The sequence below is a fragment of the Microbacterium sp. P5_E9 genome, assembly GCF_054049175.1.
In genome coordinates this window covers 539,567-557,313 of record NZ_JBFUMV010000001.1, presented here as the reverse complement: position 1 = coordinate 557,313, position 17,747 = coordinate 539,567, and the positions used below count along the sequence as shown (strand labels likewise).

General features: G+C 67.7%; 22 protein-coding genes and 1 tRNA gene. 8 read left to right on the top strand and 15 right to left on the bottom strand.

The features are described 5' to 3' along the window. Positions 1 to 32: 32 nt before the first annotated feature. Positions 33 to 953 (bottom strand): AEC family transporter, encoded by a 921-nt coding sequence (locus ACXJ3V_RS02790; protein ID WP_457098723.1) that lies wholly within the window; start codon positions 951 to 953, stop codon positions 33 to 35. 137 nt (positions 954 to 1,090) lie between these two features. On the opposite strand from ACXJ3V_RS02790, the gene ACXJ3V_RS02785 reads away from it, so the two are divergent. From ACXJ3V_RS02785 to ACXJ3V_RS02770, 4 genes are read left to right on the top strand one after another with little or no spacing between them, the layout of a single operon-like run. Continuing rightward, on the top strand, positions 1,091 to 1,684 hold the full coding sequence (locus ACXJ3V_RS02785; protein ID WP_457098722.1) for a sulfite oxidase-like oxidoreductase: 594 nt from the start codon (positions 1,091 to 1,093) through the stop codon (positions 1,682 to 1,684). Continuing rightward, a complete protein-coding gene (locus ACXJ3V_RS02780; protein WP_457098721.1) occupies positions 1,681 to 2,418 on the top strand; it encodes an FAD-binding oxidoreductase in 738 nt (245 codons plus the stop codon). The genes ACXJ3V_RS02785 and ACXJ3V_RS02780 overlap by 4 nt, the downstream gene beginning before the upstream one ends. Then, positions 2,418 to 2,693 carry a DUF6510 family protein gene (locus ACXJ3V_RS02775; protein WP_457098720.1) on the top strand — a complete coding sequence of 92 codons (276 nt, stop codon included), beginning with the start codon at positions 2,418 to 2,420 and terminating at the stop codon, positions 2,691 to 2,693. The genes ACXJ3V_RS02780 and ACXJ3V_RS02775 overlap by 1 nt, the downstream gene beginning before the upstream one ends. Further along, the gene (locus tag ACXJ3V_RS02770; RefSeq protein WP_457098719.1) at positions 2,690 to 3,424 is read left to right on the top strand and encodes a phosphotransferase; all 735 of its coding nucleotides are present in this window, start codon (positions 2,690 to 2,692) and stop codon (positions 3,422 to 3,424) included. Before ACXJ3V_RS02775 ends, ACXJ3V_RS02770 begins: the two co-directional genes overlap by 4 nt. A gap of 80 nt (positions 3,425 to 3,504) precedes the next feature. On the opposite strand, the gene ACXJ3V_RS02765 is transcribed toward ACXJ3V_RS02770, so the two are convergent. The 6 genes from ACXJ3V_RS02765 to ACXJ3V_RS02740 all read right to left on the bottom strand — a co-directional run bounded on the left by ACXJ3V_RS02765 (position 3,505) and on the right by ACXJ3V_RS02740 (position 6,150). Beyond that, positions 3,505 to 3,762, bottom strand: a complete 258-nt coding sequence (locus ACXJ3V_RS02765) for a type II toxin-antitoxin system RelE family toxin (RefSeq protein ID WP_457098718.1) — start codon at positions 3,760 to 3,762, stop codon at positions 3,505 to 3,507. After that, positions 3,759 to 4,004 (bottom strand): type II toxin-antitoxin system Phd/YefM family antitoxin, encoded by a 246-nt coding sequence (locus ACXJ3V_RS02760; protein WP_457098717.1) that lies wholly within the window; start codon positions 4,002 to 4,004, stop codon positions 3,759 to 3,761. Before ACXJ3V_RS02760 ends, ACXJ3V_RS02765 begins: the two co-directional genes overlap by 4 nt. A 44-nt stretch (positions 4,005 to 4,048) precedes the next feature. Next, positions 4,049 to 4,783, bottom strand: coding sequence for a hypothetical protein (locus ACXJ3V_RS02755; RefSeq protein ID WP_457098716.1), 735 nt, complete (start codon positions 4,781 to 4,783; stop codon positions 4,049 to 4,051). Positions 4,784 to 4,970: 187 nt separating this feature from the next. Further along, positions 4,971 to 5,234 carry a DUF6458 family protein gene (locus ACXJ3V_RS02750; RefSeq protein ID WP_457098715.1) on the bottom strand — a complete coding sequence of 88 codons (264 nt, stop codon included), beginning with the start codon at positions 5,232 to 5,234 and terminating at the stop codon, positions 4,971 to 4,973. A 102-nt stretch (positions 5,235 to 5,336) separates the two neighbouring features. Then, a complete protein-coding gene (locus ACXJ3V_RS02745) occupies positions 5,337 to 5,783 on the bottom strand; it encodes an SRPBCC family protein (protein ID WP_457098714.1) in 447 nt (148 codons plus the stop codon). After that, positions 5,776 to 6,150: an ArsR/SmtB family transcription factor gene (locus ACXJ3V_RS02740; RefSeq protein WP_457098713.1), complete on the bottom strand. Its 375-nt coding sequence runs from the start codon at positions 6,148 to 6,150 to the stop codon at positions 5,776 to 5,778. The genes ACXJ3V_RS02745 and ACXJ3V_RS02740 overlap by 8 nt, the downstream gene beginning before the upstream one ends. Positions 6,151 to 6,254: 104 nt before the next feature. Between ACXJ3V_RS02740 and ACXJ3V_RS02735 the strand changes: the two genes are divergently transcribed. Next, entirely contained in the window at positions 6,255 to 6,815 is a 561-nt protein-coding gene (locus tag ACXJ3V_RS02735) for a dihydrofolate reductase family protein (RefSeq protein ID WP_457098712.1), read from the top strand. Between the two features lie 29 nt (positions 6,816 to 6,844). Here the strand turns inward: ACXJ3V_RS02735 and ACXJ3V_RS02730 are convergent, their stop codons facing one another. Both ACXJ3V_RS02730 and ACXJ3V_RS02725 read right to left on the bottom strand, forming a co-directional pair. After that, on the bottom strand, positions 6,845 to 7,609 hold the full coding sequence (locus ACXJ3V_RS02730; RefSeq protein ID WP_457098711.1) for an SGNH/GDSL hydrolase family protein: 765 nt from the start codon (positions 7,607 to 7,609) through the stop codon (positions 6,845 to 6,847). 31 nt (positions 7,610 to 7,640) lie between these two features. Continuing rightward, entirely contained in the window at positions 7,641 to 8,684 is a 1,044-nt protein-coding gene (locus ACXJ3V_RS02725) for an LLM class flavin-dependent oxidoreductase (RefSeq protein ID WP_457098710.1), read from the bottom strand. An 84-nt stretch (positions 8,685 to 8,768) separates the two neighbouring features. On the opposite strand from ACXJ3V_RS02725, the gene ACXJ3V_RS02720 reads away from it, so the two are divergent. Then, entirely contained in the window at positions 8,769 to 9,410 is a 642-nt protein-coding gene (locus ACXJ3V_RS02720) for a phosphoribosyltransferase (RefSeq protein WP_457098709.1), read from the top strand. 7 nt (positions 9,411 to 9,417) lie between these two features. Here the strand turns inward: ACXJ3V_RS02720 and ACXJ3V_RS02715 are convergent, their stop codons facing one another. Genes ACXJ3V_RS02715 through polA form a run of 3 tightly spaced genes read right to left on the bottom strand, consistent with a single transcriptional unit; the run spans position 9,418 to position 14,503 of the window. Then, positions 9,418 to 10,119 (bottom strand): hypothetical protein, encoded by a 702-nt coding sequence (locus tag ACXJ3V_RS02715; protein WP_457098708.1) that lies wholly within the window; start codon positions 10,117 to 10,119, stop codon positions 9,418 to 9,420. 13 nt (positions 10,120 to 10,132) lie between these two features. Further along, positions 10,133 to 11,818 (bottom strand): DUF885 domain-containing protein, encoded by a 1,686-nt coding sequence (locus ACXJ3V_RS02710; RefSeq protein WP_457098707.1) that lies wholly within the window; start codon positions 11,816 to 11,818, stop codon positions 10,133 to 10,135. 45 nt (positions 11,819 to 11,863) lie between these two features. Further along, on the bottom strand, positions 11,864 to 14,503 hold the full coding sequence (polA, locus tag ACXJ3V_RS02705) for a DNA polymerase I (RefSeq protein WP_457098706.1): 2,640 nt from the start codon (positions 14,501 to 14,503) through the stop codon (positions 11,864 to 11,866). A gap of 51 nt (positions 14,504 to 14,554) precedes the next feature. On the opposite strand from polA, the gene ACXJ3V_RS02700 reads away from it, so the two are divergent. After that, a complete protein-coding gene (locus ACXJ3V_RS02700) occupies positions 14,555 to 14,986 on the top strand; it encodes a hotdog fold thioesterase (protein ID WP_457098705.1) in 432 nt (143 codons plus the stop codon). A gap of 51 nt (positions 14,987 to 15,037) precedes the next feature. On the opposite strand, the gene ACXJ3V_RS02695 is transcribed toward ACXJ3V_RS02700, so the two are convergent. Continuing rightward, positions 15,038 to 15,652: an ANTAR domain-containing response regulator gene (locus ACXJ3V_RS02695; protein ID WP_457098704.1), complete on the bottom strand. Its 615-nt coding sequence runs from the start codon at positions 15,650 to 15,652 to the stop codon at positions 15,038 to 15,040. 40 nt (positions 15,653 to 15,692) lie between these two features. Between ACXJ3V_RS02695 and ACXJ3V_RS02690 the strand changes: the two genes are divergently transcribed. Then, a tRNA-Leu gene (locus tag ACXJ3V_RS02690) sits at positions 15,693 to 15,775 on the top strand. Positions 15,776 to 15,837: 62 nt separating this feature from the next. Here the strand turns inward: ACXJ3V_RS02690 and ACXJ3V_RS02685 are convergent. Next, on the bottom strand, positions 15,838 to 16,209 hold the full coding sequence (locus ACXJ3V_RS02685; RefSeq protein WP_457098703.1) for a PLDc N-terminal domain-containing protein: 372 nt from the start codon (positions 16,207 to 16,209) through the stop codon (positions 15,838 to 15,840). Positions 16,210 to 16,303: 94 nt separating this feature from the next. Continuing rightward, entirely contained in the window at positions 16,304 to 17,746 is a 1,443-nt protein-coding gene (gene pyk / locus ACXJ3V_RS02680; RefSeq protein ID WP_457098702.1) for a pyruvate kinase, read from the bottom strand. Position 17,747 lies beyond the last annotated feature (1 nt).

Sequence of the window (17,747 nt, the reverse complement as noted above, 5' to 3'; positions counted from 1 at the left end):
GGGAGTGTTGCGCGAGGTGTCACCCTCCGTCATCACCCCAGCAGGAGCGTCGCGAGCAGCAGAACGGGCACGCAGCCGAGGGTGGTGAGGAACACGGTGTCGCGGGCGATCGTCTCGCCGACGCCGTAGCGCTGGGAGTAGTTGAAGACGTTCTGGGCCGTCGGAAGGGCTGCGAGCACGACGACGATGAGCACCTGATCCCGAGGCATGCCGAACACGAACGTGCCGAATGCCCACGCGATGGCGGGCATCACCACGAGCTTGAGGACCGTCGCCAGTACGACGTCACGACGACGGCCCGACGCGGCGAGCACGCGCTGCCCATGGAGCGAGATGCCGTAGGAGATCAGCAGCACCGGCACGCACGCGTTCGCGATGAGGATCGCCGGCTGCAGAACGATCGGGGGCAGGTCGATACCGGACACCGACACGAGCGTTCCGAGCGCCGCACCGATCACGATCGGGTTGCGCAGTGTCCGCAGGACGGAGCGGCCCAGCGACCCCTGCCCGGACGTCGCCGCCTCGAGCAGGGTCATCAGGATCGGGGTGAACACCAGTATCTGCATGAGGATCACGGGCGCCGGGAAGGCGGCCGAGCCGAGCAGGTAGAGCGACAGCGGAATGCCGATGTTGTTGGCGTTCACGAGGCCCGCCGACGCCGCCCCGATGACCGTCTCGCCGAGGGGGCGCCTCCAGAGCAGCCTGGCGAACACCGCGAACACGGCGATGACAATTGCCGCCGCGATCGCCGACACCGGGAGCAGCGCCGAGAAGAGCGTCCGCACGTCAGCCTGCGAGAGGACCACGAACAGGAGGAAGGGAGAGAGCACGAAGAAGGTCAAGCGGCTGAGCACCGGCCGGGCATGCTCGCCCAGCAGATCGATCCGGCCGATGATCCAGCCGACCAGGATCGCGAAGCCGACGACTGCGAACCCGGTGAGCGATTCGATCATGCCGAGCGCGCTTTCACCAGGACGGATGCCACGGTCCCAGGGTAGCGAGGCATCCACTCGCCATCAGCCGCGATCTGTCGCAGCCGCACCACGCTTCGCTAGCCTGAACGCGAGTGCCCCACGACCGAGGAGCTGCCATGGCGATATTCACCCGCGGATTCGGCGCCAGACGCCGCGAGTCCGACCCGCGCATCCCGCCCGGCCAGTACCTCACCGAGGACTTCCCTGTACTGTCGGCGGGCCCGACGCCCCGGATCGACCTGGGGGACTGGCGGTTCACGATCCGCACCGAGAAAGGGCTCGACACGACCTGGACGTGGGATGAGTTCCAGGCGCTGCCGATCGAGGACGTGCACACCGACATCCACTGCGTCACGCGCTGGTCGAAGCTCGGAACGTCCTGGCGCGGGGTGTCGCTCGACACGCTGCTCGAAGCCGTCGACAGCGACGTCGCCTATGCCATGGCCCAGTGCTACGGCGGCTATACGACGAACGTGCCGCTCGCCGATCTGCTGGGCGGGAAGGCCTGGATCGCGTTCGAATTCGACGGCAAGCCCCTCGATCCGGAGCACGGCGGCCCGGCGCGGCTGCTCGTTCCGCATCTGTACTTCTGGAAGAGCGCGAAGTGGATCCGGGCGCTCGTCCTGCAGAAGCGCGACGACCCAGGGTTCTGGGAGCAGAACGGCTACCACCTGCACGGCGACCCGTGGACCGAGGAGCGGTATTGGTGAGCACCGTGGCCGCAAGCGGTGTGACATGGCGCGAGGCGCGGGTCCTGGAGTCGGTCCCCGTGACCGCGCACGCTCGCATCCTGCGCATCGCGGCACCCGGCTGGCCTGGGAGCCTGCCGGGACAGCACGTCGACGTGCGCCTCACCGCGGAGGACGGCTACCAAGCCGTTCGCTCCTACTCGCTCGGGCTGGCCGGAACGGGCGACGTGATCGAGCTGGGCATCGACGAGGTGCCGGACGGCGAGGTGTCGCCGTACCTCGTCCATGATGTGCGCCCCGACGACGCCCTGGAGGTGTTGGGCCCGCTCGGCGGCTACTTCGTCTGGCACGCGGACGATCCCTCGCCGGTGCAGCTCATCGCGGGCGGCTCCGGCATCGTCCCACTCCGCGCCATGGTTCGCGCGCGGCTGTCTGCGCCGAATGCGGCGCCTTTCCGGCTCCTGTATTCCACGAGGTCGCAGGAGAACGCGATATATCGCGAAGAGCTCGAGGCCGTGGACGATGGGGGAGTCGAGGTGGCGTGGGCGTACACCCGGTCGGCTCCGTCCGGATGGCCTGGTCGCGTCGGGCGGCTGGATGCGCAGGCGCTGGAAGCCGCGGTCTGGCCGGTCGCCGACGATCCACTGGTTTTCGTGTGCGGCCCGACCGGATTCGTCGAGACTGTCGCGAAAGCACTCGTCGCGCGCGGGCATCCGCCGCTGCGCATCAAGACGGAACGATTCGGGGGTGCGTGATGGCGCTGCATGAGGTGGTGCGCGTGGACGGGAATGCACTGGCCGGGATCCTCGCGCCGGTGTTCGCGGGTGAAGTCACGTCGATCGTGGGCAGGTGCCGGGAGTGCGGCTCGACGGCCCCGCTCGCCGAGGCGGTCGTCGAGCTCGATGACCTGTGCGCAATCGTCCTCTGCCGAGGCTGCACTCATACGCTCCTGACCGTCATGCGCGACCGGGACGGCGTACGGCTGACCTTCGGGGCACTGGGGCGCCTGGACGTGCCGGAGGCAGAGTGACGGACGAGACCGAGTTCGCCCATCTCGCGCAGCTTCATGCGCTCGGCGAAGACCCGATCCCACCGGTCGTATCCGAGATCGCCGGCGCAGACGAGCCCGACCTGGTCTGGCGCAACGAACTCGGCGGGCTGACCTTTCAGATCGGATCCCGCTTCGTGAAGTGGAATCCGCGTCGCACCGGCATCGACCTGGCGCGGGAGCGGGAGCGCCTCGAGTGGATCGGGACGCGGCATCCAGCTCCTCGGGTGCTCTCGTACGGCGCGTCCGAGGACGCGCAGTGGCTGGTGACGGCCGCACTGCCTGGCGTCTGCGCTGTGGGCGACGAATGGCGGGCGCGACGGCCCGAGGCGATCCGGGCGATCGCCCAGGGGCTGCGGGCGATCCACGCGATTCCCATCGACGACTTTCCGGCGGCCTTCACCGCGCAGTCCTGGGTCGGGCGGAGTCCGCAGGCGCTCGGTGCGCGGCCATCGGTGGTCGACCCGGTGCTCGTGCACGGCGACGCGTGCGCGCCGAACACGCTCATCTCGGCATCCGGTCACTGGACGGGAAACGTCGACTTCGGCGACCTCGCCGTCGGAGATCGGTGGGCCGACCTTGCGATCGCGTCGCTGAGTCTGGACTGGAATTTCGGCGAAGGTCACCAGGACGAGTTCTTCGCCGCCTACGGCATCGCTCCCGACGAGGAGCGGATCCGCTACTACCGCGCGCTGTGGGAACTGGAGTCGTGAGAGACCGCCCCGATCACCCCACTCGGAATCGCCGATAATGCACATTATGTCAACTCGGTCGGCTGCCGCGCTTCCGACCGCTACGAGTAGATGTGTTTCCGATGCCCTAGCGTGACGACGACGATCAGGAGCAGATCATCCTCGATCGTGTAGATGATCCGGTAGTCACCGACTCGCACCCGGTAGCCGGGCCGCCCCAGCAGTGCCTTGGCGCTCGGCGGTCGCGGATCAACTCCAAGCAACGCAATCGCACCATGGATGCGCTTCTGGTCCTGTGGGTGGATTCCGCGCAACGCCTTGAGCGCCGCTGGGCGCAACTCGATCCGGTATTGGCTCACCAGCCGAGGTCCGCCTTGGCCTGCTCCCAGGGGATGTTGTCCCCCTCCTCCGCCATCGCTGCGTCGAACTCTCGGACATCTTCGGCATCCTCAAGAGCCTCGACCATCCGCGCATACTGGGCAGGCGCCACGACCACAGCCTGGACTTCACCGTGACGCTCCAGGAACACCGGCTGCTGCCGCGCCGCATCGATGACCTCGCGCAAGCGAGCTCGCGCATCGGTGATGTTCATCGAAGTCATGCTCAAACTGTACACAACTGGCACTCTTTTGTACATAAATTGGCCTAACTCCCTGCAATCCACGTTGGGGTCTTGGTGGAGACGAGCCAGCTCAATCCGAAGGCGAGGATGTGCTCGGGCTCGATGCGTGCGGCCTCCGCGAGATAGCCCATCGCGATCGCCCGCTTTCCGCGGGCCCACTGCAGCCACGCGATCGCGCAGAGCAACGGAGGTCGCAACGGCGGCGGCACGAGCGATGCGATCCTGCGCAGCAGAGCGATCCCCTGCGCCATCCGCTGGACGTCCGGTGTCCGTCGCGTCTCGCCATGGAACAGTCGGATGATCTTCCCGCGCGGTATTGCGTCGGCCGCAGCGAGTTCGGCGATGTATTCGTCGGCGCTGAGCCCGCGCCGAGTCGCGCGTGCGATCAGGCGTGCGATCTCCCGCATCTGCTCCTCGCCGGCCTCCCGTCCGAACGCGATCTGCAGAGCGATCGTCTCGGGTATCGCCGGGAAAGTGCCCATGGAGGCGACCTGCGCGACCAATGCCGGCGAGAGTGCTTCCGGTACGTCTTCCAGGCACGTCTCAAGCAGGGGGACGATCAGCGCGAAAGCCTCGACATGGGGAGGAACCTCGTCCAAATCGAACGCCGTTACCTGACGCATCGACACGGGGACGCTGCGCATGGGCAATGCGTCCACGATTCGGAGAAACTGATCCACCACCTCCGCGCTGACCGTCTCGTCTACAGCGGGGAGATGGAAGATGCCATCCGAAGTGGCGCCAGAAGGTGGGAGCATGCGGCCACTGTGAACGGGCGGCACTTGAACGCGAGGCGATGGGTGCTGATCTGTTGAGAGCTCCGTAGGTGTGCCGCCTGAGGAGGCGAGCGGGGCGGCATTTCCGAGTAATCGTCCGCGTCACGGACGAAGGCCGGCACAGCAACTCCCTCGAGGAGCGCCGTACCGGCCTTCGGTGAACTGACGGTCAGAGTCCTGCGGTGTCATCCGTCGTGCTGGATGCCGAGCGCGTGACCCGCTCGTTCGCGACCGGGTCGACCGCGCTCCGCGTAACGACCTCAGTCCGGCGACGCCGCGCAAGCAGCACGATGCCGATCAGAGCGACCACGAGGCCGGCGCCCATCAGGATGTAGCCGACGAGCTGGATGTTCACCCAGTCCACTTGGACGTTCAGGGCGAACGCGAGGATTGCTCCGATCACGAAGAGGACGATTCCTGCGCCGATGCTCATGGATGATTCCTTTCAGCGGGTGCGGGGAACGGGCATCCCCACTCCAGGAATCGTGCCAGCGGGTCCCCCTGCGAGGCAGGGGGTTGACAACGACCAGCGAGGTCAGGATGCCTGGATGCGCGTCAGGATGTTCTGGATCTCGTCGATGAAGGCGTTGTAGCCGCCGATCGTGGCGGCGACCTGCTCGTCGCTGAAGTCCGCGCGGTCCTGCCGGATGGTGAGGCGTGTGCCGCCGGGGATCTCCTCGAGGTCGAAGAGGACGGGCAGCCCCGCGTAGGCGTCCGGATTGTCGGTGAGGGTCATCGCGAGGTGCGCCGGCGGGTCGACCTCGATGTACTCCCCCGCCCAGTTGATGCGATTGCCGTCCGGCAGGTGCATGACCGCGCGGAACCCGCCGCCCGGTCGCACGTCCATCGAGAGCGTGTCCTGCGGCACCTCGACCGCGGCGGTGCCGAACCAGACGGCGAAGTGCTCGGGCGCGGTCAGGGCCTCGAAGACGAGCTCGCGCGGAGCGGTCAGCTCGCGCGTGATCGTGAAGTAGTCAGCCATGGGGATTCTCCTTGTCGTGTGGATGTATTTCGGTGGATGGGTCGAGCTGCTGCAGTGTGTTCAAGTACGCGTCGAGGGCGTCGGCGCTGTCGTTCCAGAAGCGCTCGTAGCCCTTGATCCAGCGGGATGCCTCGGCCAGGGGTCTCCCGGCGATGCGCGCGGGACGGAACTGCGCATCGCGTCCGCGCGTGACCAGCCCGGCCCCCTCGAGCACGCGAAGATGCTTCGAGACGGCGGCGAATGTCATGTCGAACGGTGCGGCCAACTCCCCCACCGTCGCCTCGCCCTGACTGAGCCGCGCCAGGATCGCCCGACGGGTCGGATCGGCCAGGGCGGAGAACGTCGCACTGAGCAGGTCGGTGGTCATTGCGGCGCTCCTTTGTATTCAACCTATCAGTACAATACCAGTCGGTTGAATAAACGTCAACAGTCTCCGCCGACGGTGTCTGTCGCCTGCGTTACGGTATCGCCATGACCAAGGTCATCTACAACACCGCGACGACCCTCAACGGCTTCCTGGCCGACGACGAGGACTCGCTCTCCTGGCTGTTCGCCGTGCCGGGGGCCGACACCGCCGAGAGCGAGTTCGGCCGGTTTCTCGAGGGCATCGGTTCGATCGTGATGGGCTCCACCACCTACCAGTGGCTGCTAGACCACGAGAACCTCCTGGAGCACCCGGAGAAGTGGTTCTATCCCGGCAAGGCGGCCTTCGTGCTGAGCTCACGCCCACTGCCGGTCGTGCCCGGAGCCGACGTCAGGCTGCGCGTCGGCGACGTGGCCGACCTCTGGCTCGAGATCCTCAGCGCCGCCCAAGACCGCGATGTGTGGCTCGTCGGCGGCGGAGACCTCGTGGGGCAGTTCGCGGATGCCGGGCTGCTCGACGAGGTGCGGGTCTCGGTGGCTCCTGTAACTCTCACATCCGGTCGGCCGCTGCTCCCCCGCCGCCTCGAGTCGGACCGGCTCCGGCTGGAGTCGGTGCGGCAGGCCGGGCAGTTTGCCGAACTCGTCTATTCAGTGCGCCGGCACGGCTGAGCCGCCTCAGGCACGGCATCCGGTGCGCGTCAGTGCGCTTGCGGCTCGAATCGGGTCCACTCGGCGAACTTGGGCTCGCGGCCGTCGCCGGACGAAGTGCCCTTCAGCCTGCGCTGCACCCAGGGGCCGACATGCTCGCGGTAGTAGGCGCGCGTGGAGGTGCGCTCCCGCTCTGCGAGCGCCGGCAGCGACCACCACGACGAAGGCGGCTCGATCCCCAGCGTGTTGAGCACGCGCGCCGCGACGCGGTGGTGTCCTCGCACATTCATGTGGAGACGATCGTCGGACCAGTAGCCGATCGTGGAGAGCTCCTTGTCCGGCCAGTTGAAGGCGCGCAGCACCTCGGGGCGCGAATCCAGCCGCGCGGTCACCTCGGCGCTCAAGACATCTCCGCGACGCTGGAAGACTCGGCTCAGCGGCAGATGGTCGGACGGGTTCGCACCGGACAGCGCGATGAGGGTCACGCCTTCTTCGGCGCACCGCTCCAGCACCCGTTCCCAGGCCGCGACGATATGCGCGGTCGAGGCCTTGGGCCGGAGCATGTCGTTGCCGCCGCCGTTGAACGACAGATGGGTGGGCTTCAGTGCGAGCGCAGGCTCGAGCTGCTGCTCGACGATGGGCCAGATGAGCTTTCCCCGGATCGCGAGGTTGGCGTACTCGATCGCCTCCCCCGAGGCATCCGCCCATCCCTGCGCGACGAGATCCGCCCAGCCTCGAACACGGCCGTCGGGAAGGTCGTCGCCCACGCCCTCGGTGAAGGAGTCGCCGATCGCGACGTAGCGGACTGTACCCATCCGGCAAGCCTACGATCTCGTGCGACCGGGTTCAGCCGAGCATGTCCCGCACGAGCGGGGCGACTTGGGTGCCGTAGAGCTCGATCGAGCGCATCATGTGTGCGTGCGAGAGGGTGCCCGTCGAGAACTTGAGGTCGAACCGCTGGACCTGAAGCGACCGCACCGTCTCGGCGATCTTCCGCGCGACGGTCTCGGGCGACCCGACATACAGCGCGCCCTCGGGTCCGACGTCGTGCTGGAAGCGCATCCGGCTGTACGCCGGCCAGCCGCGCTCGCGACCGATGGTGTTGTTCATCGCCTCGAAGCCCGGGTACGCCTCGTCCCATGCCTGCTGATCGGTCGCGGCGATATGCCCGGGCGAGTGCACGCCCACCGGGAGCACGTCTCGGTCGAACGATGCGAGCGAGCGGTGGTACAGGTCGACGAACGGGCGGAACCGGTGGGCAGGTCCGCCGATGATCGCGAGCATGAGCCCGTACCCGTAGCGGGCTGCCCGCACGACCGACTCGGGCGTGCCGCCGACACCGACCCACGCCTTCAGGCCGGACTCGGTCTTCGGGAAGACGTCGGCGCCGTCGAGGGCGGCCCGCGTCGTCCCCTGCCAGGTGACCGGGTTCTCGGTCAGCAGCTGCGAGAACAGGTCGAGCTTCTCCTCGAAGAGCACTTCGTAGTCGCGCAGGTCATAGCCGAACAGCGGAAACGACTCGACGAACGAGCCTCGCCCGAGGATGACCTCGGCGCGTCCGTGGGAGACCGCGTCGAGTGTCGCGAAACGCTCGTACACGCGCACCGGGTCGTCGCTGGAGAGGACCGTGACCGCGGTGCCGAGGTGGATGTCCTTCGTCCGGCCGGCGATCGCCGCGAGCACGATCTCCGGGCTCGACACCGCGAACTCGGGACGGTGGTGCTCCCCCACCCCGAAGAACTTCAGACCCACCTCGTCGGCGAGGACTGCCTGGTCGACGACATTGCGGATCGTCTGCGCGTCGCTGAGCAGGGCGCCCGACTCGTCGCGGGTGACATCGCCGAAGGTGTCGAGTCCGAGCTCGATGGCGGATAGCGCGTCGTGAGGCATGGGATCCCTTCCTATTCACCTGCATGAAACCGCGGGGCCCAGTGGTCCATTCCCGGCGGGAGTCCCGCGGCGTAGCGTGTGCCCGTGGCCATTTTCGTCGATCGAGCGGATGCCGGGCGACAGCTCGCCGCCGCGCTCGAGGCCTGGCGCGGTCAGGACGCGGTCGTCCTCGGCATCCCGCGCGGCGGTGTGGTGGTGGCGGCCGAGGTCGCCCGTGCGATGAAACTTCCGCTCGGCGTCGCGGTGGTGCGCAAACTCGGCGCGCCCACGCAGGAGGAGTACGCCATCGGCGCGATCGCGGAGGGCGTGCGGGTCGTCAATCCCGACGCGATCCGGGGCGTGACGCCCGAGGAGCTTGCGGTCGTCGAGGACCTCGAGCGGATCGAGCTGCGCCGGCGCACCCGGCTCTTCGCGCCGGTGTCGATCGAACTCACCGCACGTGTCGCCGTGATCGTCGACGACGGCGTCGCGACCGGAGCGACGGCCACCGCCGCCTGCCGCGCGATCCGCGCGGCGGCACCGGCACAGATCGTGCTCGCTGTTCCGGTCGCGCCCGCGCACTGGCGGCCGGAAGCGGCGGCGGCGGATGCCTTCGTCTGCCCGCATCCGATGCGCGACTTCTGGGCGGTCGGCCAGTTCTACGAGGACTTCACCCAGACGACCGACGAAGAGGTTGCGCGGCTCCTCCGGCACGCTTCGACAGGCTCAGCGACCGAGGATCCCTGAGCCCGGCTCAGCGACCGACGGTCCCTGAGATCGGATTCTCGGGGAACTGCACATCGCTGGTGGGCCGCTCTTCGTTCGGCGCCAATCTCTCGATGCGGATCAGCAGGTCGCGCAGGAGATCGTTACAGGCCGTCAGCCTTGCGATGACCGCCGCATGGTCGCCCGTGAGCGTCTCTGCACCGGCATCCGGTGAGCTGCCGAACGACCAGGTGGTCTCGACGCGATGCAGCTGCACCGGCGCGAGGGCCGGAATGAAAGGCCGCATCGCCCGCAGCGCTGCGACATCGGACGTCAGCAGCACGAGCGCGGCCCGGAAGAAGCGCCCGCGATCGATCGCCGTGAAATCGCCCAGCAGCAAGGTCGCCGTGAGCGCGAGCGAGCCCCGGACGTCGTCGATCACGCGGTCGAGGTCAACGATCCGCTGATCGAACTGCGCCGCGTTCCCCTCGAAGTCGACGGTGCCCCGATTGGGGGCGGCGCCCGGCGTCCATTGGGTGAGCACGTCGTGCTGCTGTACTCGACCGATGTCGTCGGAGACCAGGCGCGACACGAGCGCTCTCCTGTTCGCCTGGACCAGGTCCACGGCGTCGGTGCAGAAGCGCACTTCGTCGGCCGTCTGCTGTGCGGCCAGGATGGCCGGGGTCAGCGGACGCCGGATGACCGGCCGCCGTCGTGCGTCGTCTCCCCGACCACCGAGAGGATCGCTCACCACGCGCTGCTACTCAGCCGATCAGCGCGGCGCGCAGCGTGTCGAGTCCGACCCCGCCGATCTCGAGCGCGCGCTTGTGGAAGTCCTTGATCGAGAAGGCGTCGCCCTGCGCGTCCTTCACATCGTCGCGGACCTGCTCCCAGATGCGCTGGCCGACCTTGTACGCCGGGGCCTGTCCGGGCCACCCGAGGTAGCGGTTCACCTCGAACTTGATGAACTCGTCGGGCATGTTGACGTTGTGGCGCATGAAGTCGAGCGCGTACTCGGCATCCCACACGCCCCTGCCGTCCAGGCGCGGCTTGCCCAGATGCACGCCGAGGTCGAGCACCACGCGCGCGGCGCGCATCCGCTGACCGTCGAGCATGCCGAGCCGGTCTGCCGGGTCGTCGAGGTAGCCGAGCCCCTGCATGAGCCGCTCCGCGTACAGCGCCCAGCCTTCGGCGTGCCCCGACGTGCCGGCCAGCAGCCGGCGCCAGGAGTTCAGCTCCGCGCGGTTGTAGACCGCCTGGGCGATCTGGAGGTGATGGCCCGGTACACCCTCGTGGTAGACGGTGGTGAGCTCCCGCCAGGTGTCGAACTCGGTGACACCCTCGGGCACCGACCACCACATCCGGCCGGGCCGCGAGAAGTCGTCGGTTGGCCCCGTGTAGTAGATCCCACCCTCCTTCGTCGGGGCGATCATGCACTCCAGGCGGCGGATCGGCTCCGGGATGTCGAAGTGAGTGCGCCCGAGTTCCGCGACGGCCCGGTCGCTCGTCTCCTGCATCCAGCGCTGCAGCTCGGCCGTGCCGTGCAGCTTGCGCGCGGGGTCCTGCTCCAGGAAGGCGACGGCTTCCTCGACCGAGGCGCCGGGCTTGATCTCGTGCGCGATCGACTCCTGCTCGGCGACCATCCGGGCGAGCTCCTCGATACCCCACTCGTAGGTCTCGTCGAGGTCGATGGTCGCCCCCAGGAAGCGCCTCGAGTGCAGAGCGTACAGTTCACGGCCCACGGCATCCGTCTCCGTCGCCGCCGGCGCCAGCTCACCGGTGAGGAACGCGGCCAATTCGTCGTAGGCAACCCGCGCGGCATTGGAGTTGTCTGCCAGTTCGCGGGCGAGGGATGCCGGGAGCTGACCTTCCGCGGGCGCAGCCTCGCCGGTGAACGTGGCGAAGAAGCCGGTGTCGGCGGAGTAGCGGGCGATCTGGGTCGCGACCTCCTCGACCTGCCGACGTGCAGGGACGATGCCGGAGGCGATGCCCTCGCGCAGCGAGGCGGCGTACCCGTCCAGCGCGGCGGGGAGAGCCTTGAGTCGCCGTGAGATGACGGACCAGTCATCGGCGGTCGCTGTCGGCATGAGGTCGAAGACCGCACGGACGTCCTGCGCGGGCGAGGCGATCACGTTCAGGTTGCGCAGGTTCCAGCGCGCGTCGTGCAGGTCGAGGGCGAGCTTCAGCTCCCGGGTGAGGTCGAGCTTCGTCACCTCGTCGATCGCGTCTGCCGGCGCGGTCGCCTCCAGCGCGTGGAGCGTCCGGCGCGCCTCCTCGGCGACCCGGTCGTGCCCCTCCGGGGTGAAATCGGCGTATCGGTCGTTGTGCTCGAACCGGCCGATGTACGTCGCCAGCGCCGGATCCAGTTCGGCGAGGGTGTCCACCCACGCGTCGGCGATCGTGTCGATCGGAGTGGCCGTGCGGGCGGGGGCGCGCAGTGCGTCAGTCATGTCATCGAGCCTAGGCAAGCGACGCGGTGTCGGCCAATCCGGATCTCAGTGTCCGGCCTCGTTCCAGTCCTGCCCGCGCCCGATCTGCACCTCGAGCGGCACCGTGAGGTCGGCGGCATCCCCCATCCGGGCCCGCACGATGCGCTCGGCCTCGTCCCACTCCCCCGGCGCGATCTCGACGACCAGTTCGTCGTGGATCTGCATGAGCACCCGGGACTGCAGAGCGTGCGAGCGGAAGTCGTCGTGGATGCGGTAGAGCGCGATCTTCATGATGTCGGCCGCGCTCCCCTGAATGGGCGCGTTCAACGCGGCACGCTCCGCGTTCTCACGCAGCACACGGTTGGGACTGGCGAGATCCGGGAACGGCCGGCGCCGGCCGAAGATGGTCTCGGTGTAGCCGTCGATCTTCGCCTGCTCGACGGACGACCGCAGGTAGTCACGCACGGCGCCGAACCGCGCGAAGTACTCCATCATGAGCTGCTTCGCCTCCGACTGCTCGATCCGCAGCTGCTTGGAGAGGCCGAACGCCGACAGGCCGTACACGAGGCCGTAGGACATCGCCTTGACTTTGGTGCGCATCGCAGAGGTCACCTCGTGCGGGTCGACCCCGAAGACGCGGGCGCCGACGAAGCGGTGCAGGTCCTCCCCCGAGTTGAACGCCTCGATGAGCCCTGGGTCCTCGGAGAGGTGCGCCATGATGCGCATCTCGATCTGCGAGTAGTCGGCGGTCAGCAGCGTCTCGTAGCCTGCCCCGACCTCGAAGGCCTCGCGGATGCGACGGCTCTCTTCGGTGCGGACCGGGATGTTCTGCAGGTTGGGGTCGGTGCTGGACAGGCGGCCGGTCTGGCTGCCGGTCTGCACGTAGGTCGTGCGGATGCGGCCATCCGTGGCGATGGCGACGTCGAGCGATTCGATGATCTGACGCAGCTTGGTCGCCTCGCGGTGCTGCAGGAGCAGATCCAGGAACGGATGCGGGCTGGTCTCCTGCAGGTCGGCCAGCACCGCGGCATCGGTCGAATAGCCGGTCTTGGTCTTGCGGGTCTTGGGCAGCTGGAGCTCTTCGAAGAGCACCTCCTGCAGCTGCTTGGGCGAGCCGAGGTTGACCTCGCGCCCGATGGCCGCATAGGCCTCCTGGGCGATGAGGTCCGCGCGCTGGGCGAGCTCGCCGGAGAACCCGGAGAGCTTCTCGTGCGAGACGGCGACTCCGGCGAGCTCCATGTCGGCGAGGCCGAGGAGCGTCGGCAGCTCGATGTCGGTGAGGACGGACGCCACGCTCGGCGGCAGCTCCGCGCGCAGCGCCGTCGCCACCCGGAGCGTGTACCAGGACAGCTGACCGGGAGTCGCACCCTCGGTCTCGGGGATGAGCTGGGTGGGATCGGCCTCGGGGAGCTTCTCGTCGAGGTACCGATCCACGAGGTGCGCGAGGGTCTTGTCGGGAAAGCTCGGACGCAGCAGCCAGCCCGCGACGATCGTGTCGAAGGTCAGGCCGCCGAGCGTGACGCCCGCCCGGCGCAGCGCCTTGACCTGCGATTTCGCATCGCTCAGCACCTTCGGTGCGTCGGAGGCGAGCCATCCACCGACGGATGCCTCGACCTCGGGGGTCCACGTCGCCTCGGCGGCGGCATCCCTCGACGCGAATCCGATGCGTCGCGGCGTGTCGCCGTCGATGGCGATGGTGACGGCCACCTCGCCGTCGGCCTTCGCGAGCCAGGCCGCGAGCTGCTCCGGCGTGAGTTCGCTCGCCACCGGCGCCAGCTGCGCGGCGGCGGAGGTCACGGCGGCCATCTGCTGCTCGATGCCGGCCAGCTCGGCGACCCGCGGGATCAAGGTCTTGAACTCGAGGCGCGCGAAGATGTCGCGCACGCCCTGGGCGTCCATCGGCTTCACTTCGAGCTCGGTGATCGTCACCGGCAGCTCGACGTCGCGGAGGAGCCGGTTGAGCGTGCGGTTGCGGCGGACGTCATCCAGGTGCTCGCGGAGGTTGCCGCCCACCACGCCGCCGATCTTGTCGGCGTTCTCGAGCAGCGCGTCGAGGGTGCCGAACTGACCGAGCCACTTGACGGCGGTCTTCTCCCCCACCTTCGGCACGCCGGGGAGGTTGTCGCTCGTCTCGCCGACCAGCGCGGCGATGTCGGGGTACTGCTCGGGTGGCACCCCGTAGCGCTCGATGACGGCCGCACGGTCGTACCGCTTCAGCTGCGACACGCCCTGGACGTTCGGGTAGAGCAGCGTGACATCGTCGGTGACGAGCTGGATCGTGTCGCGGTCGCCGGAGCACACCAGCACATCGAAGCCCTGCTCGGCGCCCTGCGTCGCGAGTGTCGCGAGGATGTCGTCCGCCTCGAAGTCCTCCTTCTGCAGGACCGTGATGCTCATCGCCGCGAGGCACTCCTGCAGCAGCGGAATCTGCCCCTTGAACTCGGACGGGCTCTCGGAGCGATTGGCCTTGTACTGGTCGTAGGCGCGCGTGCGGAACGACTGCCGAGAGGTGTCGAACGCCACCGCGAGGTGGGTGGGCTTCTCGGCCTTGAGCAGGTTGATCAGCATCGCGAGGAACCCGTAGATCCCGTTCGTGTGCTGCCCGTCCTTCGTCGTGAAATTGTCGACCGGAAGGGCGAAGAACGCCCGATATGCGAGCGAATGGCCGTCGACGACGAGAAGGGTAGGCTTTGCGGAGTCCGTCACCCTGTCAGCCTAGACGGGGGTTCAGACCCCAACACCTCCCGGAAGCTTGCGATGACAGACCAGCCCCCCGCACACGTCAACGGCATGGAATGGGCGGCCCGCCGCGGCATGGGCGCCCTCGCCGAGAAGATGGGCATGGAGTTCCTCGAGTTCTCCGTCGACCGCTGCGTCGCGACCCTTCCGGTCGAGGGGAACACCCAGCCCGTAGGGCTCATGCACGGCGGCGCGTACGTCGTGCTCGGCGAATCGCTCGGGTCGATGGCGGCGAATCTGCACGCCGGCCCTGGACGCCTCGCAGTCGGTGTCGACATCAATGCCACCCACACGCGGGCCGCGACCTCCGGCGTCGTGACCGGCGTCTGCACGCCGATCCACCTCGGACGCAGCATGACAGTGCACGAGATCGCGGTCAGCGACGATCAGGGCCGCCGCCTCTCCACGATCCGGATCACCAACCTGATAAAGGCTCAGCCCGCACAATGAGGAACGGATGCCGCGGCCCAGGGCCACGGCATCCGTTCGAAGTAAGGGGGCTTACGATTTCTTGGGCGCCAGCTGCTCGATGATGGCCTTCGCGACGTCCTGCATCGTGAGCCGGCGGTCCATCGATGCCTTCTGGATCCAGCGGAACGCCTCGGGCTCGGTGAGGCCCATCTTCTCGTTCAGCAGGCCCTTGGCGCGGTCGACGAGCTTGCGCGTCTCGAACCGCTCCACCATGTCGGCGACCTCAGCCTCGAGCGTGATGATCTGCTCGTAGCGGGCCAGGGCGATCTCGATCGCCGGCAGGAGGTCGTTCGGCGTGAACGGCTTGACCACGTACGCCAGCGCTCCCGCCTCACTCGCCCGCTCGACGAGCTCCTTCTGGCTGAACGCCGTGAGGAGCACCACCGGTGCGATGTGGTTCTTGCTCAGCTTCTCGGCGGCGCTGATGCCGTCGAGAAGCGGCATCTTGACATCCATGATGACAAGGTCGGGGCGCAGCTCCGTAGCGAGCGCTACAGCGGTCTCACCGTCGCCGGCTTCGCCGACGACGTCGAAGCCGTTGTCTCGAAGGATCTCGACGATGTCGAGTCGGATAAGGGATTCGTCCTCCGCCACGACAACGCGACGCGGGGCGGTGGCCGAGGAGGCCTGCTCTTGCTCAGTCACATTTGAATCCTACGGTATGGTCGTTCGCGGAACGTGCCGGGCCGGTGTGGCGGAATGGCAGACGCGACCGACTCAAACTCGGTTGCCCGCAAGGGCGTGTGGGTTCGACTCCCACCACCGGCACGATCTGGACAGGGAGAAGCGGATGCCTCGAGTCGAGGCATCCGCTTTCTCATGCCGGCTGGTCAGCCGAAGTACTGGTTGCCGAGCGCCTTGCTCTTGAGCGCGTCGTACTCGCCCTGCGAGATCGACCCTGCATCGAGCAGCGCCTTCGCGCGAGCGATGTCCTCGGACGGGCTCGCCGACGCGGAGGGCTTGTAATCGTCCTGCTCGGGTGCCCGCACACGCGTCGCGTACTCACGCTCGGCGATGCCCTTGCCGTTCACGAGGACGTAGATGATGCCCGTGAGGAACGGTACGAAGACGAGCGCGATGATCCACAGCGCCTTCAGCCACCCGTTTACCGAGTCATCGCGGAACAGGTCCCTGACCACGAAGATGATGACATACAGGTAGGCGAAGAAGTAGAACGCCCAGAGAATCCACCAGAAGAACATTGCACGAACCTTTCGTCAGCGGCTTGAGCCGTGCTCAGCCTAGTGACATCCGGAGCCGCCCAGCGGTGCGTGTCGTCCTTTGCAGGTGAACCGGCTACTCGCGGTAAACGGGAGCTGCGCCGTGCACCGCGTCGCCGACCTTGTGCACCCGGATGTCGTTGGTCGAGCCGACGATTCCGGGAGGGGAACCGGAGATCACCACGACCTTGTCGCCGACCTTCGCGAGATCGTTGGTCAGCAGATAGTCATCGACCTGGATGAACATCTTGTCGGTGTGCGTCACGTGCTCGACGAGGGTCGACTTCACGCCCCAGGTGAGGGCCATGCGGCGACGGATCGCGGGCAGCGGCGTGAAGGCGAGCATCGGGATCTTCGAGCGGATGCGCGACAGGCGGCGTGCGGTGTCACCCGACTCGGTGAAGATGCAGAGGTACTTCGCGTCGACGAAGTCGGCGACCTCGACGGCGGCGAGCGTGATCGCGCCGCCCTGGGTACGGGGCTTGGCGGTGAGCGGCAGGATGCGCTCGAGGCCGTGGTCCTCGGTCGACTCGACGATGCGAGCCATGGTCTCGACGACCACGACCGGGTACTTGCCCACGCTCGTCTCGCCCGAGAGCATGACCGCGTCGGCGCCATCGAGCACAGCGTTGGCGACGTCGCTCGTCTCGGCGCGGGTGGGCACCGGGTTCTCGATCATCGACTCGAGCATCTGGGTGGCGACGATGACCGGCTTGGCCATGCGGCGGCACAGTTCGACGGCGCGCTTCTGGACGATCGGGACCGCCTCCAGGGGCAGCTCCACGCCGAGGTCGCCACGGGCGACCATGATGCCGTCGAAGGCGTCGATGATCTCTTCGAGGTTGTCGACCGCCTGCGGCTTCTCGATCTTCGCGATGACCGGGATGTACCGGTTCTCCTCCGCCATGATGACGTGGACGCGCTGGATGTCCTTGGCGCTGCGCACGAACGACAGCGCGATCAGGTCGGCGCCGATGCGCAGGCCCCAGCGCAGATCTTCTTCGTCCTTCTCCGACAGGGCGGGCACGTTGACCGCGACGCCGGGCAGGTTGATGCCCTTGTTGTTGGAGACCGGACCGCCGACGATGACCTTGGTCGTGACGACGGTGTCGTCTTTCTCGATGACTTCGACGCGGACCTTGCCGTCGTCGATGAGCAGGAAGTCGCCGGGGTTGACGTCGGCGGTGAGGCCCTTGAACGTCGTCGAGCAGATCTCCTTGGTGCCGGCGATGTCGTCGATGGTGATCTTGAAGATGTCCCCGACTGCGAGGTCGTGGGGGCCGTCGGCGAACTTGCCGAGGCGGATCTTCGGGCCCTGCAGGTCGACGAGGATCGCGACGGCGCGGCCGGAGTCCTCAGCTGCCTTGCGGACGTTGGCGAAGTTGTTCTCATGCACGGAGTAGTCCCCGTGGCTGAGGTTCAGCCGCGCGACGTCGACACCTGCATCGATGATCGCTCGGACCGTCTCGTAGGTCGATGTTGCAGGCCCGAGGGTGGCCACGATCTTGGCGCGTCTCATC